General features: G+C 44.6%; 25 protein-coding genes. 21 read left to right on the forward strand and 4 right to left on the reverse strand.

Going from position 1 to position 22,284, the window contains the following annotated elements:
* Positions 1–48: 48 nt before the first annotated feature.
* The 9 genes from B9Y93_RS06090 to B9Y93_RS06125 all read left to right on the forward strand — a co-directional run bounded on the left by B9Y93_RS06090 (position 49) and on the right by B9Y93_RS06125 (position 7,944).
* On the forward strand, positions 49–564 hold the full coding sequence (locus tag B9Y93_RS06090; protein WP_085493415.1) for a redoxin domain-containing protein: 516 nt from the start codon (positions 49–51) through the stop codon (positions 562–564).
* The gene (locus B9Y93_RS06095) at positions 557–883 is read left to right on the forward strand and encodes a hypothetical protein (RefSeq protein ID WP_085493416.1); all 327 of its coding nucleotides are present in this window, start codon (positions 557–559) and stop codon (positions 881–883) included. Before B9Y93_RS06090 ends, B9Y93_RS06095 begins: the two co-directional genes overlap by 8 nt.
* Before the next feature lie 68 nt (positions 884–951).
* Positions 952–1,773 carry a sensor histidine kinase gene (locus B9Y93_RS06100; RefSeq protein WP_244903298.1) on the forward strand — a complete coding sequence of 274 codons (822 nt, stop codon included), beginning with the start codon at positions 952–954 and terminating at the stop codon, positions 1,771–1,773.
* Positions 1,774–1,775: 2 nt separating this feature from the next.
* Positions 1,776–2,420: a response regulator gene (locus tag B9Y93_RS06105; protein WP_085493418.1), complete on the forward strand. Its 645-nt coding sequence runs from the start codon at positions 1,776–1,778 to the stop codon at positions 2,418–2,420.
* A gap of 224 nt (positions 2,421–2,644) precedes the next feature.
* Complete coding sequence (locus B9Y93_RS06110) at positions 2,645–3,595, forward strand: LacI family DNA-binding transcriptional regulator (RefSeq protein ID WP_085493419.1); 951 nt, start codon at positions 2,645–2,647, stop codon at positions 3,593–3,595.
* 79 nt (positions 3,596–3,674) lie between these two features.
* Positions 3,675–4,301 (forward strand): HAD family hydrolase, encoded by a 627-nt coding sequence (locus B9Y93_RS06115; RefSeq protein WP_085493420.1) that lies wholly within the window; start codon positions 3,675–3,677, stop codon positions 4,299–4,301.
* 347 nt (positions 4,302–4,648) lie between these two features.
* Positions 4,649–6,391, forward strand: coding sequence for a Rieske (2Fe-2S) protein (locus tag B9Y93_RS06120; protein ID WP_085493421.1), 1,743 nt, complete (start codon positions 4,649–4,651; stop codon positions 6,389–6,391).
* Between the two features lie 70 nt (positions 6,392–6,461).
* Positions 6,462–6,581 carry an SDR family NAD(P)-dependent oxidoreductase gene (locus B9Y93_RS25025; RefSeq protein ID WP_141097498.1) on the forward strand — a complete coding sequence of 40 codons (120 nt, stop codon included), beginning with the start codon at positions 6,462–6,464 and terminating at the stop codon, positions 6,579–6,581.
* A gap of 10 nt (positions 6,582–6,591) precedes the next feature.
* On the forward strand, positions 6,592–7,944 hold the full coding sequence (locus B9Y93_RS06125; RefSeq protein WP_280522877.1) for an MFS transporter: 1,353 nt from the start codon (positions 6,592–6,594) through the stop codon (positions 7,942–7,944).
* Between the two features lie 194 nt (positions 7,945–8,138).
* Here the strand turns inward: B9Y93_RS06125 and B9Y93_RS06130 are convergent, their stop codons facing one another.
* Entirely contained in the window at positions 8,139–9,146 is a 1,008-nt protein-coding gene (locus B9Y93_RS06130; protein WP_085493422.1) for an alpha/beta fold hydrolase, read from the reverse strand.
* A gap of 175 nt (positions 9,147–9,321) precedes the next feature.
* Here B9Y93_RS06130 and B9Y93_RS06135 point away from each other — a divergent pair, with 175 nt between their 5' ends.
* The 3 genes from B9Y93_RS06135 to B9Y93_RS06145 all read left to right on the forward strand — a co-directional run bounded on the left by B9Y93_RS06135 (position 9,322) and on the right by B9Y93_RS06145 (position 11,332).
* Positions 9,322–10,206: a LysR family transcriptional regulator gene (locus tag B9Y93_RS06135; protein ID WP_085493423.1), complete on the forward strand. Its 885-nt coding sequence runs from the start codon at positions 9,322–9,324 to the stop codon at positions 10,204–10,206.
* 107 nt (positions 10,207–10,313) lie between these two features.
* On the forward strand, positions 10,314–10,907 hold the full coding sequence (locus B9Y93_RS06140) for a TetR/AcrR family transcriptional regulator (RefSeq protein WP_169026840.1): 594 nt from the start codon (positions 10,314–10,316) through the stop codon (positions 10,905–10,907).
* Between the two features lie 2 nt (positions 10,908–10,909).
* Positions 10,910–11,332, forward strand: coding sequence for a DUF3995 domain-containing protein (locus B9Y93_RS06145; protein ID WP_085493425.1), 423 nt, complete (start codon positions 10,910–10,912; stop codon positions 11,330–11,332).
* Here B9Y93_RS06145 and B9Y93_RS06150 read toward each other — a convergent pair.
* Positions 11,311–12,204, reverse strand: a complete 894-nt coding sequence (locus tag B9Y93_RS06150) for a LysR family transcriptional regulator (RefSeq protein ID WP_085493426.1) — start codon at positions 12,202–12,204, stop codon at positions 11,311–11,313. The two genes, B9Y93_RS06145 and B9Y93_RS06150, sit on opposite strands and share 22 nt — an antisense overlap.
* 127 nt (positions 12,205–12,331) lie before the next feature.
* Between B9Y93_RS06150 and B9Y93_RS06155 the strand changes: the two genes are divergently transcribed.
* The 3 genes from B9Y93_RS06155 (at position 12,332) to B9Y93_RS06165 (ending at position 14,944) form a co-directional block, all read left to right on the forward strand.
* On the forward strand, positions 12,332–13,321 hold the full coding sequence (locus B9Y93_RS06155; protein ID WP_085493427.1) for a zinc-binding dehydrogenase: 990 nt from the start codon (positions 12,332–12,334) through the stop codon (positions 13,319–13,321).
* Between the two features lie 257 nt (positions 13,322–13,578).
* A complete protein-coding gene (locus B9Y93_RS06160) occupies positions 13,579–13,998 on the forward strand; it encodes a MarR family winged helix-turn-helix transcriptional regulator (RefSeq protein WP_217809679.1) in 420 nt (139 codons plus the stop codon).
* Positions 13,999–14,059: 61 nt separating this feature from the next.
* Positions 14,060–14,944, forward strand: a complete 885-nt coding sequence (locus B9Y93_RS06165; protein ID WP_085493429.1) for an SDR family oxidoreductase — start codon at positions 14,060–14,062, stop codon at positions 14,942–14,944.
* A 203-nt stretch (positions 14,945–15,147) separates the two neighbouring features.
* On the opposite strand, the gene B9Y93_RS06170 is transcribed toward B9Y93_RS06165, so the two are convergent.
* Entirely contained in the window at positions 15,148–15,954 is an 807-nt protein-coding gene (locus B9Y93_RS06170; RefSeq protein WP_085493430.1) for a class I SAM-dependent methyltransferase, read from the reverse strand.
* Positions 15,955–16,379: 425 nt separating this feature from the next.
* Between B9Y93_RS06170 and B9Y93_RS06175 the strand changes: the two genes are divergently transcribed.
* On the forward strand, positions 16,380–17,075 hold the full coding sequence (locus tag B9Y93_RS06175) for an AAA family ATPase (RefSeq protein ID WP_244903299.1): 696 nt from the start codon (positions 16,380–16,382) through the stop codon (positions 17,073–17,075).
* Between the two features lie 120 nt (positions 17,076–17,195).
* Positions 17,196–18,227: an aminoglycoside phosphotransferase family protein gene (locus tag B9Y93_RS06180; protein ID WP_425320331.1), complete on the forward strand. Its 1,032-nt coding sequence runs from the start codon at positions 17,196–17,198 to the stop codon at positions 18,225–18,227.
* Positions 18,228–18,379: 152 nt separating this feature from the next.
* On the opposite strand, the gene B9Y93_RS06185 is transcribed toward B9Y93_RS06180, so the two are convergent.
* Positions 18,380–18,811 carry a protein-tyrosine phosphatase family protein gene (locus B9Y93_RS06185; RefSeq protein WP_085493431.1) on the reverse strand — a complete coding sequence of 144 codons (432 nt, stop codon included), beginning with the start codon at positions 18,809–18,811 and terminating at the stop codon, positions 18,380–18,382.
* A gap of 233 nt (positions 18,812–19,044) precedes the next feature.
* On the opposite strand from B9Y93_RS06185, the gene B9Y93_RS06190 reads away from it, so the two are divergent.
* The 4 genes from B9Y93_RS06190 (at position 19,045) to B9Y93_RS06205 (ending at position 22,280) form a co-directional block, all read left to right on the forward strand.
* Positions 19,045–19,365 (forward strand): ArsR/SmtB family transcription factor, encoded by a 321-nt coding sequence (locus B9Y93_RS06190; RefSeq protein ID WP_085493432.1) that lies wholly within the window; start codon positions 19,045–19,047, stop codon positions 19,363–19,365.
* Between the two features lie 12 nt (positions 19,366–19,377).
* Positions 19,378–20,430, forward strand: a complete 1,053-nt coding sequence (gene arsB / locus B9Y93_RS06195) for an ACR3 family arsenite efflux transporter (protein WP_085493433.1) — start codon at positions 19,378–19,380, stop codon at positions 20,428–20,430.
* Between the two features lie 21 nt (positions 20,431–20,451).
* Complete coding sequence (gene arsC, locus B9Y93_RS06200; RefSeq protein ID WP_085493434.1) at positions 20,452–20,874, forward strand: arsenate reductase (thioredoxin); 423 nt, start codon at positions 20,452–20,454, stop codon at positions 20,872–20,874.
* A 62-nt stretch (positions 20,875–20,936) separates the two neighbouring features.
* Complete coding sequence (locus B9Y93_RS06205; RefSeq protein ID WP_085493435.1) at positions 20,937–22,280, forward strand: MATE family efflux transporter; 1,344 nt, start codon at positions 20,937–20,939, stop codon at positions 22,278–22,280.
* The last annotated feature ends 4 nt before the right edge of the window (positions 22,281–22,284 follow it).

Below are 22,284 nucleotides of genomic sequence, written 5' to 3' on the forward strand. Positions count from 1 at the left end.
GCGCTAAAAGGTTTGTCAAATATGTGAGAGGGGAGCGGCCAAATTGCTATGACTATTCGCACTGGCATTCAATATTTTCTGATTCTCGTGTTAATGGCTGGGGTGGTTTTTGCGCTGCTGCAGCCACACAAGGCACAAGAAGAACAAGCTGTTCTAGGAGAAGCTGCGCCTTCGTTTCGCATAAGTACTATGCAAGGAAAGACATTGGAGCTTCAAGATTACAAGGGGCAAGCCGTTATGATCAACTTTTGGGCCTCTTGGTGCACGGCATGCGTGAATGAGCTGCCCTTGCTGAATGAAGCATACAAGCTTGCTGGCGTTAGCATGCTTGCAGTGAATGTAGGGGAGGAGGCAGACAAGGTGCAAACATTTGTTGATCGCTATGAATTGAGCTTCCCCATCGGCCTTGATACCGACATGCGCATCAAGCAAAAATACAACGTCGTCGGTCTGCCGCTTACGATCATTATTGATAAGGAAGGGAAGCTTATTGAGCGCCATGAAGGAGAATTAACAGACATGGCTGATATTATGAGCTATATGGTGCAGATGAAAGATGACTAAATCAAGACAATACCTGCTCATCTCAGGGTTGATCGTGGTTCTTCTGCTCGTGGTCGCACGAATGCAATTAACCTCTCACCCATCGAATCATACAAGAATGGTCGTCGATCACACGCTTCAAACTTACGTGGCTCCGCCTTGCTTTGATGACGCGGAGCTGACCAACTATTTATCCGAGACGACATGGAGCAAGGTTAAAGAGCTGCATTACAAGCCGGAATCTCGCTGTACAGAAGAGAGGATTCAGCCCATTAAGCAAACATTATGGAATAAACTGCTGCAATCCATTGGATTAAGTTCCTCCCCTTGGTCATGGTAGAATATGTAGACTTATACACGGCCAGTAAAAGACATTCCGTGGAGGCAAATCGAGAGGAGAAGGTAAGCTTGACCTACAAACAAATCAAATGGCTGATTCTCATCATTCCAACCTTGACCATTGGTCTATGGGAGTATGTTAGACATGAATTTCTGCTGCCTTTTATCTCGATGGAGCTAGGCAACTGGCTTTCTCCAGTCTTTGTACTGCTCGTTACACTGCTCTTCCTCACGCAATTGTTCAAGATGATCGAGCATAATCAAGAAGAATTGACGCGTGCAAAGGCATTGCAGGTGGTGCTGGAGGAACGAGAGAAGATTGCCCGAGAACTGCATGATGGCATTGCGCAATCCTTGTTTTTCTTAAACGCTCAGGTTACACGCATGGAGATGATGAAGGAAGCGGAAGGTCTGCCCCTAGACCAATTGAAGGAAAGCGTGCATCGGACAAATGATTATGTGAGACAGGCGATTGCCAATCTGAGGCACGCTCCTGATACTGACAGGAATCCTTGGCTGCAGGGCATGGGAAGCTTAATCGACGAGTTGAGCCGTGAGACGAATCTCCAGTTTGACACGAAATGGGACATAGAAGAATCTCGGCTTACAGCAAAAGACAGCATTGAATTGCTGGCCATTGTTCGGGAAGCCTTAATCAATATACACAAGCATGCGGATGCTACACATGTCCGTGTGCATGCGTTGACGACCAAGCGCGGCTGGATATGCCGCATTACAGATGACGGAAAGGGCTTTGATCCTAAGACAGCACATGGCGACAATCGCTATGGTCTAAAGATGATGCGAGATCGTGCCAATACGATGTCATGGAAGCTGCATATCGCACAGGAAGCCGAGGAGACAACCGTTACCGTTGAAAAGGAGGAATAAAAATGGCAGCATTTCGGGTTCTTATCGTAGATGACAGCGAGATGGCTAGGGCAGGGATTCGCATGATCCTAGAGAGCGATCCCGCCTTCGAAGTCGTTGCGGAAGGGAGCAATTGCGAAGAAGCGCTGGCACTCAGCGAACGATGGATGCCTGACTTGATTCTGATGGATATTCAAATGCCAGGAATCGATGGCCTTGAGACAACCCGGCGAGTGAAGGAGAAATTCCCTTATGTAAAGGTTGTGATGGTAACCGTGTCGGATGATATTGCTCATTTATTCGATGCGCTCAAGAAGGGGGCCCAAGGCTATTTGTTGAAAAATCTAAAGCCAGAGGCATGGCATGAGTACTTGAAGGCGATCGCCGTGGATGAAGCTCCCATGACACGGGAGCTCGCTTTTCGCATCTTGAAGGAATTTTCTCCTATGGGATCGGATGAAGCCGAGTCTAATCGACTCACCAGCAGAGAAAGAGAAATATTAGGGCTAGTCGCCAAGGGGCTAAGCAATAAGGATATTTCAAGCCAACTGGACATTTCTGAGCATACCGTTAAAAACCATTTAAAAAATATTCTTCAAAAGCTGCAATTGGAGAACAGAGTTCAGCTGGCTAGATATGCCTATGAGCAAGGCTGGCTGGGGAAGTAAAGGTTAGGAATCCACTTCCTATCTCATAGTTTATTATAATAATAATTAGCACCATTAAATAAATGGCCATTTGTCGCCTTGAACGGTATGATAAGATAGTAAGGGTGTCACAACTATTCGTGCGTTGAGAAGTATACAACGATTATATCGATTAACGGTGTTAATAAGATCTTGATGATATGCGAGAATAGATGATGAAGTGAGAGATATAGGAGAAGAGGACAATGGCCAATATTCATGATATTGCAAAGCGTGCGGGAGTATCCGTATCCACAGTATCACGGGTGCTCAATAACCATCCATATGTATCTGAATCGAAGAGGGCAGCTGTGCAGCGCGTAATTGATGAGATGGATTATACGCCCAATCGCGTTGCTGTTGATTTGATTCGTAAGGAAACGAGAAGGATCGGGGTAATCATGCCGTACAATAACAATCAAGCCTTTGATCAGCTTCTCCATGGTGTGCTTAATCGATCAGTTGAGCTTGACTATACGGTGATGGTCCTGCCTACAAAGTATGATCCAGAAAAAGAGCTCGCCTGCCTTAAAATGCTGAAAAATAAACAACTGGACGGAATCATCATTACGTCTCGTTCGAACGCTTGGAAGGCGATCACTCCATATGCCAAGTACGGAACGATCATCGCATGCGAGTATACGGATCATCCTGAGATTGGATGCGCCTACATCGATCGTTATGCGTCGTACCTTGAGACATTTCAACTATTAAAGGACAAAGGGCACTCGCGCGTTGCTTTTACAACAGCAAGAGGTGAGGAAAGCAACAGCACTCAACTCACGATAAGAGCCTATCAGCAAGTATTTGGCGCGCTGCCGCCGGAATATCAGATCAGAGATTGCTATAGCATCGATGATGGAATGCATGCAGCCAAACAACTGCTTCATTTGGATCGGAGACCAACCGCTATATATGCCAACGGCGACGAGGTCGCAACCGGCATTTATCATTATGCAGCACAATTAAAGCTCGAAGTCCCAGAGGATCTAGCCATCATTGGCCAGGAAAATCAGCCTGTTGGCATTGGCTTGCAGCTATCTACGGTTGACCATCAATTGGTGAAGGTTGGGGAACAGGCCTTTGATCTAGCGATTGAAAAATCAATGGAAAAGGTCGAAATCCCTTATCGGATTATTAAGCGTCCATCTATATAACGGTTGACATGAAATGGATTTCATACTTTAGCATACATACATGAGATGTTCTCGACTATGCTGAAGGAGGAAGATATTCATGTATACAAGCTTTATTTTCGACATTGATGGCACGTTAATTAATACAGAGCAAGCCGTGCTAGGATCCTTGCAGAAGCTGCTGAAAAACAACTACAATCAGGACATAAGCCAGACCGATCTAGAATTTGTATTGGGGATTCCAGGAGCTGTCTCCCTGCGCCAACTCGGTATTAACGACATTGAGAGTGCGAATAAAGGCTGGAATGACCTAATGAGGGATTATCATCATACGATTCATGTATTCGAAGGCATTCAGCAGATGATTGCTGATCTTAAACAGCATTCGGTTACTACAGGAGTCGTGACATCCAAGACGAATCAAGAGTTTCTAGATGACTTCGTTCCATTTGGACTTGTCCGTGATCTTCCTTATGTTGTGTGTGCAGATGACACGAAGCAGCATAAGCCTCATCCAGAGCCGCTGCTTGCGTTCCTTGAGATCTCAGGCGCACAAGCTGAGTCATCCATATACATCGGAGACACCATCTACGATTATGAATGTGCGAGAGATGCTGGCGTGGACTTTGGGCTCGCACTGTGGGGATGCAAGCAGCCTGATGCCATTCCAGCCAAGCATAAATTTAAGCATCCGCAGGATATTCTTAGCCTTGTGATGGTAAAATAGCACTCGATTGATCAACAAGCTTATTATTGCTCGCTGTCTTACAGCGTGTTGAAGACTTATGACATCTGCAGCTGTCGTGCTTTGACTATAAAAAGAGCTTCCCATGAATATGCAGTACCCTATGTAAAGGACACGCTAAAAAGTTTCTATGTAGGGGTACCGTGTAGAACGGGATTGCTCTTTTTTTATATCAACAGCATATTTTAAGCCATTCCGCATAGCTGAAGCAGGGATATAATAGAGGAACTAATACCGACTTTACAAACATATATGTTTATTAAGTGTTCGAAATACGATATGCTATACCCAAGTAAGACGAAATAATACGCAGAAATGGAGGCGTTTACATGCAGGGTTGGATAAAGGCTGGCTCGGTTGAGGAGCTTCGAGAGCAAGGGTCGAAGCTTATCAAGGGAGGAATCGTCGTTTTATATCACGAGGATAACGTGCATGCGCTGGACAATCGCTGTCCTCACCTCGGTTTTCCGCTTCACATGGGGAGCCTGTGCAATGGAATATTGACCTGTCATTGGCATCATGCGCGGTTTGACGTTTGCAGCGGCGGAACGCTTGATCCTTGGGCGGATGATGTTCCCGTACACGAAATAACCGTTCATGAAGGATTGATTTACGTTAACCCGCAGGCTAGGAACGGCAATCACGCTCAGCCCTATAAAGAACAGCTTCAGCGCGGCATGGAGCAAAATATCGGCCTAGTCATTGCCAAGGCCATCGTTGGATTAATAGAAACCGGCATTCCTGAGAAGGAGATTGCTGCGATCGGAATCGAAATAGGAGTCAAACAACGCAGGCAAGGATGGGGTTCAGGATTGACGATCCTGACGGCGATGATGAATATCCTGCCTAAGCTCGATAAGCAGGGCCGGATCCTTGCGCTGTTTCAAGGATTATTGCATACGGCTCGCGACTTATCTGGAAGTGGAACGCGATTCTTGCTCGACCCGCTCCCTAATACGAACGTCTCCAACAAACGGCTAATCGAGTGGTATCGCGATTGCATCGAAGTCAGAGATACGCGCGGAGCAGAACGGGTGCTGCTGACCCTCGTGCAGGCAGGAGTGGAAGAGAAGAGATTGTTCTCCATGATGAGCATGGCAGCAACGGATCACTTCTATGTAAACGGTGGCCATACGCTGGATTTTCATAATAAGGCATTTGAAAGCTTGAAGTATGTCGAGCACAAGCAGCGCGATTATGTACTCGCTTCCCTCGTTCCGATGTTTGGCAGCGCCACTCGAAGTGAAGAGCTTCATAGCTGGCAGTCTCCTATCAATTTGGTCCAGCCCTTGAAGGATGTGTTCGAGGAGCTGAACAATAAGGGGATTCCGTCGGTGAGCGGGGGAGGCGCTGACATCAAGGAAGAAGAATTGCTGCAGGCGCTGCTCGGAGACGATCCGCTCCAGACCATTAGCATGCTGAAGGAAGCGCTGCTTGGAGGCGCATCTCCGGTCCGGATCTCGCAAATTGCTGCATTGGCTGCGGCAGAACGTATTGTCCGTTTTCATCTGCATAATGATTTTGGGGATTGGATATCCGTACTGCACACGTTTACACATGCTCACGCCGTTCATGAAGGGTTGATCCGTTCCACCGATTCATGGCTGATTCGCGGGATATTCCATACAGCGATCACGATTTACCTTGACCGGTTTTTGAATATACCCGCTGCTCCAAGGCCATCTACAGCCATCATAAACAAGGAAGTTCCGAGTCCTGAGGAACTGCTTGAGATTCTTGATAAGCAGCAGCAGGTGGCGCCTGCAGCGGAATGGGTAACCCGATATTTGCGCAGCGGCGGGGAGCCAGCGCCTTTATTCAATGTATTAGGTCATGCGCTGCTCCGAGAGGATGCAGAGTTTCACTCCTTCCAGATGTACGACGCAGCCGTCGCGGAATATGACCGCTGGTCTTCCGAGCCTGGGCCATTCGCAGAGAAAGCATGTGAAACCCTGATCCTTGCGCTTACCCGTTATTTAGCTGCGCATGCTCCAACCGCTCGTGAGACTCCTCATACCGCGACAATTGCTTGGCGTCTCCATCGCGGAGAGAAATTATTTGAGGATGAATAAAGAAGGCAGCATGGAGCCCATCTTTTGGGCTCCATGTTCGAGCCTGATGTACCGAAAGGGTGTCTAGTATATGTCTAATATACAAGGTAGAGTTATTATCATTACAGGTGCATCTAGTGGAATTGGAGCAGCTACAGCCACAGAGCTTGCGTCCAAGGGCGCCAAGCTGGTGCTGGTTGCTCGTCCGTGAGGATCGAAACTTGCAAGACGAGATTCAGAATCATGGTGGTCAGGCGATCTATCAAGTTGCAGATGTTGCTTCTCACAAGCAAATGGAAGAACTGGCGGAATATGCGCTTGAACAGTTTGGAACAATCGATGTTCTTGTGAACAATGCGGGCATTATGCCGCAAGCCTTTCTTTTCATGTCCTTTCTTGAAGGGGGATACAAGATGGAGCGCTTATGGACCAAATCGTTTGTATTCATGACCTTAGCCATGTTATTTCTATTCATCGCATTTTACTCGCTGCTTCCGACACTGCCGCAGTTTGTCAAACAGATCGGCGGCAGCGAAGCACAAGTTGGATGGGTCACAGGGGTGTTCATGCTGTCAGCAGTCCTCTTTCGTCCAATCATTGGCGGACTTCTAGATCGATATGGCAGACGAGCATTTATGGTATCCGGGCTGATTATGTTTATCATCGCGATGTACATGTATAACTTCGTTGGGGGAGTCGTAGTTCTGATCGGACTTCGATTCATGCACGGCATAAGCTGGGCATTCTCTACAACTGCAATGATCACGTCTACGACAGACATGATTCCTGACGCCCGCCGCGGAGAAGGCATGGGGTGGTTCAGCATGGCTATGACACTTGCGATGGCTATCGGGCCCATGTATGGATTATGGGTCATACAGCATCAGTCATACCATGAGCTATTTCTATATGCGGTTGTTCTCTCCAGTGCAGCTCTCATCTTGATGATTGGAGTGAAAATGCCGTCTCGGCCGCAATTTGCGGTTAAAAGCATCGTGCTTTTCGAAAGATCCGTCTTGCCCGTGAACGTGGCGACCTTTTTTCTATACGTTGCATATGGCGGAATAACAGCCTTTGTCGCGCTTTTTATTGGATCTATCGGGGTAAACTCCGGGGTGTTCTTTCTCGTCTATGCCGCTATGCTAGCTTTCAGCCGCCCTATAGCAGGTAAAATGTCGGATCGTCAAGGCGAGCGCTTCGTTATTATACCTTCGCTTCTGATTGCGGCCGTTGCACTGGTCGTGCTCAGTCTCTCAACGGGATTGCTAGGTGTACTCATTTCCGCGATGCTTTATGGCATAGGCTTTGGTTCAGCTCAGCCAGCCCTTCAGGCAGCAACGCTGCGCCTAGCTCCTCCAGATCGAGCAGGCGTGGCCAACGCTTCCTTCTTGACTGCTACAGACCTAGGTATTGGACTAGGATCTATTCTACTTGGCTGGGTATTGCAATTATCAGATTATCGCATGCTGTTCATGGTTAGCGCTGCCTCGGTTGGCGTTTGCCTGCTGCTGTTTATCCTCTTTGTGAGACATATGAAGTCATATCCTGAGCATAAGGCAGGGGCAGATGTGTAAAACAAGTAAAGGTACATGCCCCCATGCATTTCCTGTCCTCTCACTATCAAAAGCCGCAATGACTAGATATACTTCCCAGTAAAAAAAGGAGCCCCTTCTGAGGCTCCTTTTTATATGTCCGTACCCTATAACTTGAAGACGACCGTACGACCAAACGGTGCCATTACATCATGGCGCAATGTTAAAGTCATGATTTATCGCAAAAATTGTTTCAGGTAGTTATCGATGACCAGCGAATCCGGATCGTTGGCCCCGATCCCGAAGCAGTGGCCCCATTTGGATTCAATTGGCTGGAATACCGCATTCGGCATAAGGCTTGCTTCATATGCATTGTCCTGAGGTGGAAAGAATAGATCCGTCGAACCCGGCATAACAAGGGCAGGGGCGGTGATTCGCTGCAGTGCCTGCTCTAAGCGGCCATTATCAGCAGGAGTAGCGCTGATATCCCCATGTATCCCTGTTCGAAGCATCGCAATCAAGTCGTTCGCATCAAAAGAGAAGAATACGTTATCCCAATAGTCTTCAAGGTAAGACTTCAACGTTGGGTATCCCTCTGTTTGATACAGCTGTTCCAAGTAATAGGCTTGGGAGAATCCCCACGGGGCATAAGCACGCCCCATAGCAGATAATCCTGCTGCTGGAGGACAACTATAATCCCCAGCCTCCCAATTAGAGTCGGCTTGCAAAGCAGCAATCAGCGACTCAAACACAACTTGTGCGTGCGGTCTGGTTTTTGCGGTTCCGCCAAACGGTGCAATTCGCTCTACCATCTCCGGATAGCTTGCTCCCCATTGAAACGTTTGCAGCGCCCCAAGCGACCAGCCTACGACCAAAGCCAGCTTTGAAATGCCAAATTTCTGCGTTACAAGCTGGTGCTGCAGCCGGACATTATCGTAAATGGTGACAAGCGGGAAGTTCGCTCTATCAAAAGGAGCCGGAGTATTGCTTGGGGAGGATGAAAGTCCGTTCCCTAGCATATTAGGCACAATAATAAAGTACTTGTCGGGATCAAGGGCTTTTCCTGGCCCAATCAACCACTCATTATCCGTATGCAAGCCAGCGAACCAGGTTGGATAAACAATCGCATTGCTTCTGGATGCGTTTAAGGTTCCATAGGTTTTATAAGCAAGAAAGGCATTAGGCAGGATATGGCCCGATTGCAGCTCAACATCTCCAAGTGGATATATTTCATAATCGCTCATATGATCTGATTCTCCTTGTATTGTATTTTTCGATATTCAGCATGTATCAAGTCGAAAGCCAAACATGCTAGTAGAGTAAAGCTTGATTTTTACTCTACGACAGGATTACTATCAATTCAACGAAACGTATTTGAATGTAACATTCAATTATTTTGAATATAGAGGTGCTTTCTTAATGGAAATCCGACAGCTAAAAACATTTTGGACACTTGCTTCTACACGCAGTTTTAGCCGAACTGCCGAATCGCTTAACTATGTTCCGTCAACCGTAACGATGCAGATCAAAGCTTTGGAGGAAGAATTAGGGGTCAAGCTGCTGGATCGCCTTGGCAAGACAGTCGTATTAACAGACGCAGGCCACCAATTGCTGCCTTACGCCAACAAAATTTTAAATGATATTGAAGAAGCCAAGCAGGTTTCAAGTCAGAGCGGGGAAGTGAGCGGCACCATCGTTATAGGCGCGGACGAAGTGATATGCACGTATCGCTTGCCTGCGCTGCTCCGGCTTTTTCGCGAGCGTTATCCGCATGTTCGTCTTTTATTTCGCCCCTTGTCCAGCCACAATCTGAAGCAGAGCTTGCGCGAAGGGAAGGCGGATGTGGTATTTATGCTGGATGAGCCAGCCGAGTCGATAGATCTGCATACGGAGCGATTACTGGATGAGCCCTTTCTAATGGTCGTGTCTCCTGACCATCCGCTAGCTTCGCGGTCCGCATTAAGCATAAAAGACTTTCACGGAGAGCATATTTTATTAAGCGAGAAGGGCTGCTCTTACCGGTTATATTTCTATCGCACATTGTTGAAAAAGGGGGCAGACAGCTTGACTGAGCTGGAATTCAACAGTGCAGAAGCCATTAAACAATGCGCAATGATGGGGCTCGGCATAGCCTTGCTTCCTGAAATGGTAATCAAGGGAGAAGTAGAGCGTGGGGAACTGATCGCGTTGCCCTGGGATTTATCTGAGGTCCGATTTACGACTCAACTGTTATGGCATCAAGACAAATGGATTTCCCCCTCACTACGGAGCTTTATCGAAATGGCCAAATTGCTCTTATGCTAAGCAGTAAGTGTTCAGTAGACTGGTGACATATTCCAATGAATGCGGTACAATAATGACTATGGTCAATATATGACTGTAGTCATTATTTAATTATGGGGATGATTGATGTGCTGCGAGAAGCTAGAAAAAAGGATTTAAAAGAGAAGATTTTTTTAGAAGCGATTCGTTTGTTTTCTGAAAAAGGGGTAGATGCCGTCAGTGTATCTGAAATTACGAAGGCATGCGGGATCGCTAAAGGAACATTTTACAACTATTTTGCTGCGAAGGAATCTGTTCTTTTATATGTTGGACAATCGCAAATGGAGCGGATCTCGATGATCCAAGAAAGTCTCCAAATGGATGCGAAACAAAAAATCACGACTTTATTTACGCGATTAACGTCAAAGTATGAGGAATACCCCCAATTAATGAAATTTGCTATAGCTGAACTGTTCAAATCCTCGGGCAGTATGGATGATGAAATGATTGCGATCCAACAATTGAAGGAGCTATTAACAACTATACTCAAAGAAGACGTTGAGCGCGAGCGGATTCGTGTCCAAGGCGAGCTAGATGACATTGCTGCTATCCTATTGGGGTCCTACTTTGCATCTGTGATGATGTGGGTGCAGGAGGAGCAATCTGTCGCTGCGCTCATTGAAAGTGTGAACCGCAGAATTACACTGCTTCTAGGACAATTTATCGATAAAAAGGAGGACTAGGCATGGTGATATTCCCAATCACTTCTTCTCTAATACTGTTTATGCTGGCTATCATTCACGTTTATTGGGCGTTTGGAGGGACAAAAGGAATACAAGCTGTTATACCTCAAGATGATCAGCAGCAGCGCAAGTTTTCTCCAGGGAAATGGGGGACGCTCTTCGTGGCGGTGTGCCTGCTTAGTTCGTCTGTCATTTTAGGAATTCAAAGCACCCTTATTCCATTCGTAAAACAAACACAGCTAGGAAGTATCCTTTGTTTGTTCTGCTTCCTCGTCTTTGGCCTTAGAGCAATCGGTGACTTTAATTATGTCGGTTTATTTAAAAGACGACGACACACCTCCTTTGCTAAAATGGATACGATCGCCTATACTCCTCTTTGTCTTCTTCTTAGTTTTACATTCATTTATGTGTTTATGACCAAATAAGAGGGAGTCTGCCCAACATCTGATTCGATACATTGGACTAGTTTGGATAGAGCACTCGAATAGAACGAATCCTTTCGATGGATAAAACAAATCTCTAGATGCCTGTAGGCTTCAGGCAAGCGATGGGACGTAATCTTGCCCATCTTCTCCGCATTGATGACCGACGATTGGGGGAGTAAAGATACGCCAAGTCCAGCGGCTACCCCATTTATGATCACTTCCAACGTACCGAACGCCATGAGCTGGTCATGAACAATACCATGATCACGCAAGTAATCCTCCATTTTTGTACGATGCGTGCAGCCAACATCAAACAACAGCATCGGCTTTGTAAGCAGATGGGATACATCGTGCTTGTCCGGTTCAGAAATTAGGACCAGCTCATCCTCAAAGGCCGAAATACAATGTATATCTGGAGCATGAATAGGGCCATACACGAATGCTCCATCCAGTTTGTGCTCGATGACCATGTGTAAAAGCTGATGCGTTTCATTGGTTGTCAACGATAGTTCAACATCTGGATATGCACAATGATAGTCTTTGAGCAGTTGTGTTAGATGATGTGCAGCTGCGGTCTCGATAGAACCAAGTCTAAGCGGACCTGAAGGATGTTCTGTATATTGTGTTGTTGACTTCACGGCCTCTTCGATCAAGGCCAGGATGTCATTCGCATAGTCCAGCAACTTTTCACCTGGAGCCGTTAATGACATACCACGATTAGAGCGGTAGAAGAGGGGGACCTTTAATTGTGCTTCTAGATATTGAATTCGATTGGTGACATTGGACTGGACATAGTTCAGTACCTCGGCAGCCTTCGTTACACTACCCTCGCGAGCAACTGCTTGGAATATTCTCAGATCTTTGGTCTCCATCGTTCGTTTCACCTGCCAGATATGATTATTTCAGATCGTCACGATCCATTCTGATCATTTTACTGAATAACATGCCCTATGTACAATTCTAATTGATCGAACAACCAAACGACGAGGAGGGGCAAGGTTGAAAGCAATCATACATGCGAATAGCAGAGGTTTACAAGGACTTACCTATGCGGACATCCAAGATAAACAACCCGGAGAACAGGAGGTGAAAGTCAAATTAAAAGCCGCAGGATTAAATCATCGAGATTTATTTATTATGGAAGAGAGAAATGAGGGTGCATCCCCATTCGTAATCGGTTCAGATGGTGCTGGACGAATCGAAGCAGTGGGAGAGGGAGTGACCCAGCTATCAATAGGTTCTGAAGTTGTAATTAATCCGTGTATCGGCTGGGAGTCTGCCGCTGAAGTTCCTACCGTTCCTGATATATTAGGAGGTCCTGTTGATGGTACATTAGCCGAATATGTGATCATACCGGCTCGCAATGTCTTCACTAAGCCAACCTACCTAACATGGGAAGAAGCGGGTGTGCTGCCCTTATCAGCGCAAACCGCGTATCGAGCATTATTCACGAGAGGAAACCTGCAGCGAGGGGAACATATTCTTATCCCTGGAATTGGCGGAGGTGTGGCCACTTATGCCATGCTGATGGCATTGGCGGCGGGAGCAAAAGTTACGGTGACTTCCCGCAGTGAAAGTAAAAGACAGGCAGCACTTGCATATGGTGCACATGATGCACTAGATAGCCACGGCCATTGGGAGGATCATATCGGCTATGGCAAGATAGACCTCATCTTGGACAGCATCGGTCCAGCCATGTTCCAAGATTATTTTAAAGTCATTAAACCCAACGGAAGAATAGTGATGTTCGGTGCAAGCTCAGGAGACCGATTGGAAATACCCATTAGGGAAGTGTTTTTCCCGCAAATTAGTATCATTGGTACGTCCATGAGCAGCAGACAAGAGTTCATCGAGATGCTGCAGTTTGTCGAGAAGCATTCCATTCGTCCAGTTATAGACAAAGTATTTCCACTTCAAGATGCTGCCATGGCCTTTCAGCGAATGAAGCGAGGAGAGCAGCTGGGCAACATCGGAATTAAGATAGGCTAAAATACCGGAAACAGCGTAGTAGATCGTGAAGCAAGCCCTTCGTGTATCAAAGAACGAAGGGCTTTTTTGCGACCATAGAGTATTCATTATTCCCATAAGACACACATCGGTCTGGAATAGCACCGCTTCTGGTGATTCTACCCATCCTCTCAACAATGTGTTCTTGACAGCCATCAAATTAGTTAGTACACTAACTATATTAATTAGTATACTAACTATATAAGGTGATAATCATGGATTCTATAGGATATCTTATTATGAAGGTTGCAAAAGATCTTAAATATGAGCTTTCTAAGGAGCTTTTGCAGTATGATCTGACTCCTGCTCAATGGGCGTTAATCAAAAACATTGACATAAAAGAAAAAATGGATCGTCCATTGCATGAACGAACTTCTAAACTTATTGCTGAGGAACTTGATTTCGATAAACCTACTGTCTCAGGTATAGTGGCACGTTTAGAAGATAAGATCATGATCAAAAAAACACCTCATCCAGAAGATAAACGATCATTTATTTTATCCCTGACTGAAGAGGCTAAAAAACGAATACCAGCCATTGAAGTTCTGAGTGAGCAAGTGACTCAAAAGTCTTTATCGAACCTAAGTCATGAGCAACGTGAACTATTTAGACACTTCTTGAGTATCGTGGATTCTACTTTGTATAACTTAAAGCAATAGCGCGGGTGGTTAGCTTCAGCTATATAGTTAGCATACTAACGATCAACAGAGGGGAATAGATATGTCGACTATTTTAGTAATTGGATCTACAGGAAACATAGGGAGCTTTGTTGTTAAAGAGTTGATAAAGCGAGGAGCAAGTGTAAAAGCTGCGGTAACGAATAGTGATAGAGGTAAAACGTTTTTCTCCGATTTACCAGAAGTTGAAGTCATTACATTCGACTTTCTGTCACCATCCACCTATAAAGATTCCTTGAAGAATGTGAAAAAAGTATTCTTGGTTCGTCCTCCACAATTAGCACATCCCAAGCAAGACATTCTTCCATTTTTACAGGCAGCAAAGTCTGCTGGGGTAGAGCATATCGTATTTGTGTCATTGATTGGAGTGGAGAAGAACCCTGTTGTTCCGCACCATAAAATTGAGAAATATATTATGGAGCTAGGGTTTCATTATACTTTTTTACGACCTAGCTTTTTTATGCAAAATCTAAATACTACCCATCGTGAAGATATTGCGCTTCGTAATGAGCTGTTCGTGCCTGTAGGCAAGGGAAAAACGAGTTTTATTGATACGCGTGATATCGGAGAAGCTGCTGCGATCTGCCTTACAGAACCTGGTCATGTGAACAGAAAGTATGATCTAACTGGAAGCGAAGCTCTTACTTATGAGGATATTGCGTTAATAATGTCCAAAGTGCTCAAACGAAGAATTGAATATAAAAATCCGAATGTGTTTACTTTTAGAAAAGTGAGCATGAAAAGAGGGATGCCTAAGGATTTTGTTAACGTGATGTCGATCTTATATACAATGACCAAATGGGGTACTGCTAGACTTGTTACGAATGATCTTGAAGCAATTCTCAATCGACCACCAATCCAATTTGAGCAATATGTAAAAGACTACAAGCAAGAATTCGTAATAGAAACTCAACATGAACCTGATTGACGCAATGATGCGCTTAGTAGGATGAATGGCCACTGGCTGTTAAAGGAAACGGTAAGGCAGTGTTTTGTCGAACAGATGCGAACGCATGCTTATTTAAAAGATCAATTTGAAATAGCGCATCTGAGATTATAGCCAATTGAATGCTGCCTTACCGTATGTACCAAACTAAAGAACACTTAGTGATGGAGCTTAGCTATCGGATTCTACCGTTTTCGTGCTTTGAATACGACACTTACAGGAAGCATCCTTGCTTTTTTAGCAAAATCACTGTTATCGTTCTGCAACAGGTCATCATCAGATTCCTCGATCATTTGCTCTATGACGAATCCCGCTTGTGCGAGCGCATTCACATAGGTTGACAGTTTACGGTCCGATAATGCGAGCGCAGCATCACCTAGAGATACCGAATACCAAGATTCATCGAAGTAACATTTTTTAAACGTAAGCCCATCATCTTCTGCAGCCACACATTTATGAATAGGATGAGACCAACTGAAAATAAATACGCCGTCTTTTTTAAGGTAAGAAGCGATCCTAGAAAAAGTGCCCTCAAGGTCAGTGGTCCAACCTATCGCATAAACCGAGTAAACAAAGTCAAAATAATCAACAGGTATGCCGCATTCTTCTTCCATCGGCGAGCAAATTAACTTTGCAGAGAGGCCGCATGCCTTCAAATGCTGATCTGCCTTATCAATTTGTTTGTCGGATATATCCATGCCCCAAAGTTCAGAAGCGTTGCGCTCCCCGTGATATTGCAGAGAATGACCCGTTCCACAGCCAATTTCCAACAACTTTTTCCCTGAGACATTGCCAAAAAGCTGGCATTTTTCTTCAGAGACAAACGATCCATATAAAGGAAGCGCAGTATTTCCTATGATTTCATTTCCTTTTGTATCCCACAGGCTTTTGTTTGTTTGATGAATCGAGCCCTTGTCCATGTCAACCGAAGCAGCACTGCCAACCTCGCCAGCACCAATAATGTTAGTTCTAGATACGGAATTCTTGCCCATGCCAACACCCTCCTAAATAAATCGACTACGTTTAAACGCCAATCCCTAATCACACCTGTTCCCAATAGCAGCTATCGAACACTTGTACGATTAACCACAATACATATATACCATTTCCCCGCGAGCAACTCCAGCTAATTTCTCCCAAGATAACCCTTGAACGATGATTGAAAACGAAAGCAGGCACTGATACACAAGCTCACTAATATGTTGACCGCATCTACTAGCTCCGTTCGATTTAAACAACTGCAGCATGATCTGATAAAATAGAAATCAATTAACAAGATAGATAGAAGGAGAGCGGCAATGATTTATTTAAGAAGCTTCAAGCTTTCTGAATATACGGATCGAAATCCCAACATATACCCTGATCATGTATTTAAGCACCTGGCTGGAGAGGTGCTTTATTTGATCGAATTACTGTGTTGTATGGCAATAACGGCAGCGGAAAATCAACTTTACTCAATGTCATTGCCAACAAGCTAGGAATCTCAGGAGCTGAAAGAATGACAAGCTATGGGCACAGTATTTATGCTCAACGATTCCTTGATTGCAGCAGCTATCAGCTTGGGGATGATAAGCAAGAGCGTGAACTGAGACAACTTCCAGAAGGAAGCCGATATATGAAATCAGAGGATATTTTGTATGAAATTAAGAAGATACAGCAATCTTCCGTGCTGCGTGAGAGTATAATGCATGACCAGATTAGCAAAGGGTTAAGCAAAGAGCAGGCTGCACAATATGAAGCTGCGTTTGCGTTTAAGAAAAAGCTAGAGAACATTCAATTTTCACAAGAAAAATACTCTAATGGGGAGACTTCCTTGCAGTTTTTTGAGGAATATCTGATCCCAGGGCAATTGTATTTATTGGACGAGCCAGAAACATCGCTTTCTCCTGCTAATCAAATCAAGATGGCAGAACAAATTAATGAACTCTCACGATATTTTGATAGTCAATTTATTATTGCCACTCATTCTCCGTTTGTTCTAGGCACGTTACATGCAAAGATTTATAATCTGGATGCCGAGTCTCTTCAAACAGCAGAATGGCATGATCTCGAAAATGTACGGTTTTTCCATCAATTTTTCGATAAGCATAAACAATTGTTTACAAGAGGATAAAAGAGCAGCAGGATGAGGTAACAAATGAATATATCTATAGTCGACCTTTCAACGTTGTCTTCGTTTCAAATATGATGGTTATATATCACTTTGTTAAATAGCGATTGGAGGACTTTTTTATTGAGTGAGATCAAAACGGAAACGCTTACACAGGCTGTAAGCAATATGCTCGGTACAGAGATAACCTGCGCCGATTACCAAACCAAACCATTGCATGGCGGTACAGTGGGTGATGTGCAGCTTATAACGGGCAATGCCACAACCACTGACGGCAAGATATTGCCTTATAACATCGTGTTAAAAACGCAGAAGAAATTTGAGCGCTACGGTGATCCTGATTCCTGGCGCAGGGAACATGATTTTTATCAATCCCATTTCGGCGAGTTGTTTACGGAATCATTTCGTTGGCCAGCATGCTATCGCACCGAAATGAACGAAGAAGAAAACGAAACGCAGATATGGATGGAATATATCGATGGCATATCGAACTTAGACTTGACCGGCGACATGTATGAACGCGCAGCCGAGGAATTAGGACGATTTCAAGGCAAGTTATATGCCGAACAGCCCGCTTCCATGCAGAGCTTAACCAACTTGAGCAACGTGAATTATATGAAGAACTTCTATCATCGGTACCGTTCATGGAATAGAGTGTATGATTATATACGCTCCAACGATTGTGAAATCCCTAAACACCTTTGTAACATGCTCATCGACATTGATGAAAGCGTTGACGACATATTCAACCGTCTTGATAAGCTGCCTATCGTGCTATGCCACAGGGATTTTTGGGTGGCAAACATCTTCTATTCCGACAGTAAGATTGTACTTCTGGACTGGGATACCTCCGGGTGGGGCTATTTAGGTGAAGATATGGCAAGTCTTATCGCGGACGAAGCCGATATTGAACATATGGTTGAATACTACCATACATGTATCCCGGCGTATTACAAGGGCTTTTCGGAGCATGCGGATATTGCACACATCAAGGATAACTGCGTTTATGAGTTGATGCTGCTTATGTTCGGGTACAGGCTGGTAGAGTGGATTATGGACGCAGGATCAGGAAACAAACTGCAAGATACGGATAATGAAAAAATGCTGCACATTCATACCCTGCAAAAAATATTTGAGATTAAGAATGAGCAATGATTGATAATGGGTATAAACACCGTTACTTAAACCGCTAGGTGAATTTCGATGCATTTATAAAATGCGAAATATATAAGTAGCCCTCCTTTTGAAGCGTTCGAAAGGGGGGCTTTTTTATGGATAATCCATGTCTTTCTAGCGATCAGCTGCACCTATGGGTAAAGACGCATTAAAGTTGCGCGTTGAGCTTCATTCATCTTCAGAACGGAACGTGCCTCTCTAGCTATCGATAAAGCATGATCGATGTCAGATGCTAATCCTAATTCCATCAATGTTCCAACGGCAACAGCTCCCGTACGCCCTCGACCGGCTCCGCAATGGAACGCAACTTTTTTGCCAGATTGGTGATGGGTGACAACGGCATGAATGGCTTCTTTCATTTGTGATTCTTCCATTCCCATCGAATGATCCTCTAACGGGGCATGAATTCTTGTAATGTTGAGTGGTGCAAGCTCGGCAGGGTCTATCTCTGCTCGTAGATCAACAACCACATCAATGCCTTGCTCTTGGATCAATTGATTAACCTCTTGTGCTCCACACATGTAGAGGTTTGGTACTAACGCGTGATAAGGTTTCTCGTTCATATCCGACTCCTTTAGTCTATTTCCTTACCACATACAACTGAAGATCAACTTCGTGCAGAAGAAAAGATGTTGATTTTCATTGGAAGCATCACCTTTGTTGTGGTATTCTTGTTCACGTTTATTACTATATAATCATTAGGTTATATAATCAATAACTTATGTAATAAAAATAATCAGTTGATTATATAAGCAGTTGATTATATAATGAGAAAAAATGATAAGGAGAGCTTAGAATGACGATTTCCATTGAAAAGATGGCTGACCAATTCAAGTTATTAGGAGATAAGACTCGTTTAAAGATCGTATCGATACTAAATCAACAAGATATGTGTGTTTGTCAATTAGTAGAACTGCTGCAAACGACACAGCCTAATATTAGTCAACATCTTCGGAAATTGAAGGACGCAGGGTTAGTTCGGGAAGACCGAAGAGGACAATGGATTTTTTATTCGTTGCAAGTAGCGGATCATCCACATCTCCAAGATGTTCTTCAATACTTGCCGAAGCTTGAAGAAGAGGTTCAGCAAAAAATAAACAGCATGTTATGTGAATAGGAGGTTGATTCTATGGGTGAGGGGAAGAGATTATCTTTCCTCGATCGATATCTAACGTTTTGGATCTTTGGAGCAATGGCGATTGGCTTAGGTTTAGGCTATTTGATTCCTAATTTCTCTGACGTGCTTTCCAGCATGCAAATCGGGACGACTTCAGTACCACTTGCTCTAGGTCTGATTGTGATGATGTACCCGCCGCTAGCGAAAGTGAAGTACGAAAAGCTGGGACGAGTCTTTAAAGATTGGAAGGTGCTCCTCCTGTCTTTAGTACAGAACTGGATTATCGGTCCCATACTGATGTTCTTTCTAGCCATTTTATTTCTAAGCGATATGCCTGAATACATGATCGGACTGATCATGATTGGGCTTGCAAGATGCATTGCGATGGTCTTGATATGGAGTGATCTGGCTAAGGGGGACCCTGAATATACAGCAGGGCTTGTTGCTTTCAACTCCATTTTCCAGATCTTATTCTACTCTGTCTTTACGTACGTGTTTATCACCATATTGCCAGGTTGGTTTGGACTTGAAGGTGCTGTTATCGATGTTTCCATGGGACAGATCGCAGAGAGTGTGTTGATTTATTTAGGCATTCCATTTGCAGCAGGCATCCTTACTCGTGTAATAGGGATCAAACTGAAGGGACAGCAGTGGTATGAGCAGGTGTTAATACCCAAGATTAGTCCTCTGGCCCTCATTGCCTTGTTGTTTACGATTGTCTTGATGTTCACGCTTAAAGCAGAGATGGTTGTGGAGTTACCGCTTGATGTGGTGCGTATTGCGATTCCAATGATCATTTATTTTGTCTTGATGTTCTTAGTATCTTTTTTCTTATCGAAAAAGTCAGGCACCTCCTATCCCGTGGCTTCATCTTTATCTTTTACGGCAGCAAGCAATAACTTTGAACTTGCTATAGCTGTCGCGATAGGTGTATTTGGTCTGGACTCAGGAGTGGCATTTGCCGCGGTAATTGGACCGCTCGTAGAAGTACCTGTATTAATTGGGCTTGTAAATGTATCACTTTGGATAAAGCGAAAGTATTTCGACCCTGCTCCAAATCATTGATCAAAAGGAGAACGGATTAACATGAAGAAACCATTGATTTATTTTCTATGCACAGGAAACTCTTGTCGGAGCCAAATAGCAGACGGTTGGCTTAAAGCACTTGGCAGTGATCGCTATGAGGTTAAAAGCGCAGGGTTGGAAGCGCATGGATTGAATCCAAGAGCAGTTCAAGTGATGAGCGAAGCAGGAGTTGATATATCGAACCATACATCTGATGTGATTGATCCGGAGACTCTCAATCGTGCTGATTATGTCGTAACCCTTTGTGGGCATGCCGATGAGCATTGTCCTGTCATCGCGAATCCCCGCGTGGTCAAGTGGCATTGGGGCTTTGATGATCCAGCAAAAGCGGTTGGAACAGAAGAGGAAGTCATGGCTCAATTCCGTGAGGTGCGTGATGCCATCAAAGCTAGAATCGAGTGTTTCCTAGCAGAAGGGAAATAATCAACGTGTTGAACCGACCCTTGTGGTCGGTTTTTACTTAGTCTATGAAGGAGTATGTCAACATGAAAGGCACAACTGATTTAACCCAAGGGAAGATTATGCCGACCTTGATGAAACTAACCCTTCCGATTATTGCGACCAACTTCATCTCCACAACCTATGGACTTATCGATATGATCTGGGTGGGCCGACTAGGAAGTGGTCCTGTTGCCGCAATAGGGACGGCGAGCTTCTTTATTAATCTGGCAATCGCTTTATCTACGATGATTACGATAGGAACGGGGATCAAGGTATCCCATTGCATGGGGGCAGGCGAAGGTGATAAAGCTAAGACCTATATCAAGAACGGATTCATGCTGTCTGTACTATTAGGTCTTCTTTACACGGCATTCGTCTTTTTGACAAAGGATCAACTTATCGGTTTCTTTGATTTAGGAAGTGATGAAGTTGAATTGATGGCGAAGCAGTTCTTATTGATCTCCATCTTAGGCACGATCTTTTCAGTCGTCAATACGTTGTTTGCGACGATCATGAATGCAAGGGGAAACAGCAAACAGCCGTTTCATATCTTTACCGTTGGTCTTGTGTTCAATATCATTCTCGATCCAATCCTGATATTTGGTGTCGGACGCTTGGAAGGCTTGGGTGTTGCAGGGGCAGCGATTGCAACGCTGACGGCAAACCTTCTTGTGACGGTATTATTTATCATCCAAACGAGACATTCTGAGTTGATTGCCAAGTCATCTGCATGGAATAGCCTCCTCATGAAAGAAGTGATTGTAATGGGGCTTCCGATCACGATTCAGCGGGTGACATTCACCTTGATCTCCATCATCATAGCAAAGATCATTGTACGCTTTGGATCAGATGCTATTGCGGTTCAGAAAGTAGGCATTCAAATTGAATCCATCTCTTACATGACCATAGGCGGGCTGCAAGGAGCTATTGCTGCTTTCTTTGGACAAAATTATGGTGCGCGACGCTTGGATCGTATTCAGCAGGGATATCGTCAGGCACTGCTGCTTACAACAGGATTCGGTATCGTTATATCCCTCCTATTCATCATCTTCCCCGAACAGCTCTTCTCCGTCTTTCTATCAGATGAGGCGAGTTTAGCGTTAGGGACGGATTATATGCGAATTATTGGTTATTCTCAACTGTTTATGTGTATGGAGCTCATGACAGTTGGTGCCTTCAACGGCATTGGGAAGACGCATATTCCTCCGATGTTCAGTATTACGTTTACGGCATTACGGATACCACTGGCGCTAATCCTATCTGAACCGTTTGGCTTGAACGGGGTATGGATGTCTATTGCGTTAAGCAGTGTATTTAAGGGGCTTGTTCTCGTTTTTTGGTTTAGAAGATCGCTGCACAACATGAAGGTGCAGCAAACCGTGGCTTAACATC

This window comes from Paenibacillus aquistagni (assembly GCF_900177815.1).
In the GTDB taxonomy this organism is placed as follows: domain Bacteria; phylum Bacillota; class Bacilli; order Paenibacillales; family Paenibacillaceae; genus Paenibacillus_B; species Paenibacillus_B aquistagni.

Bases quoted from the DNA above. Each gene is read 5' to 3' on its own strand.
- B9Y93_RS06090 (WP_085493415.1), top strand. From the start codon at position 49: ATGACTATTCGCACTGGCATTCAATATTTTCTGATTCTCGTGTTAATG.
- B9Y93_RS06095 (WP_085493416.1), top strand. From the start codon at position 557: ATGACTAAATCAAGACAATACCTGCTCATCTCAGGGTTGATCGTGGTT.
- B9Y93_RS06105 (WP_085493418.1), top strand. From the start codon at position 1,776: ATGGCAGCATTTCGGGTTCTTATCGTAGATGACAGCGAGATGGCTAGG.
- B9Y93_RS06110 (WP_085493419.1), top strand. From the start codon at position 2,645: ATGGCCAATATTCATGATATTGCAAAGCGTGCGGGAGTATCCGTATCC.
- B9Y93_RS06115 (WP_085493420.1), top strand. From the start codon at position 3,675: ATGTATACAAGCTTTATTTTCGACATTGATGGCACGTTAATTAATACA.
- B9Y93_RS06120 (WP_085493421.1), top strand. From the start codon at position 4,649: ATGCAGGGTTGGATAAAGGCTGGCTCGGTTGAGGAGCTTCGAGAGCAA.
- B9Y93_RS25025 (WP_141097498.1), top strand. From the start codon at position 6,462: ATGTCTAATATACAAGGTAGAGTTATTATCATTACAGGTGCATCTAGT.
- B9Y93_RS06130 (WP_085493422.1), bottom strand. From the start codon at position 9,146: ATGAGCGATTATGAAATATATCCACTTGGAGATGTTGAGCTGCAATCG.
- B9Y93_RS06135 (WP_085493423.1), top strand. From the start codon at position 9,322: ATGGAAATCCGACAGCTAAAAACATTTTGGACACTTGCTTCTACACGC.
- B9Y93_RS06145 (WP_085493425.1), top strand. From the start codon at position 10,910: ATGGTGATATTCCCAATCACTTCTTCTCTAATACTGTTTATGCTGGCT.
- B9Y93_RS06150 (WP_085493426.1), bottom strand. From the start codon at position 12,204: ATGGAGACCAAAGATCTGAGAATATTCCAAGCAGTTGCTCGCGAGGGT.
- B9Y93_RS06160 (WP_217809679.1), top strand. From the start codon at position 13,579: ATGAAGGTTGCAAAAGATCTTAAATATGAGCTTTCTAAGGAGCTTTTG.
- B9Y93_RS06165 (WP_085493429.1), top strand. From the start codon at position 14,060: ATGTCGACTATTTTAGTAATTGGATCTACAGGAAACATAGGGAGCTTT.
- B9Y93_RS06170 (WP_085493430.1), bottom strand. From the start codon at position 15,954: ATGGGCAAGAATTCCGTATCTAGAACTAACATTATTGGTGCTGGCGAG.
- B9Y93_RS06185 (WP_085493431.1), bottom strand. From the start codon at position 18,811: ATGAACGAGAAACCTTATCACGCGTTAGTACCAAACCTCTACATGTGT.
- B9Y93_RS06190 (WP_085493432.1), top strand. From the start codon at position 19,045: ATGACGATTTCCATTGAAAAGATGGCTGACCAATTCAAGTTATTAGGA.
- arsB (WP_085493433.1), top strand. From the start codon at position 19,378: ATGGGTGAGGGGAAGAGATTATCTTTCCTCGATCGATATCTAACGTTT.
- arsC (WP_085493434.1), top strand. From the start codon at position 20,452: ATGAAGAAACCATTGATTTATTTTCTATGCACAGGAAACTCTTGTCGG.
- B9Y93_RS06205 (WP_085493435.1), top strand. From the start codon at position 20,937: ATGAAAGGCACAACTGATTTAACCCAAGGGAAGATTATGCCGACCTTG.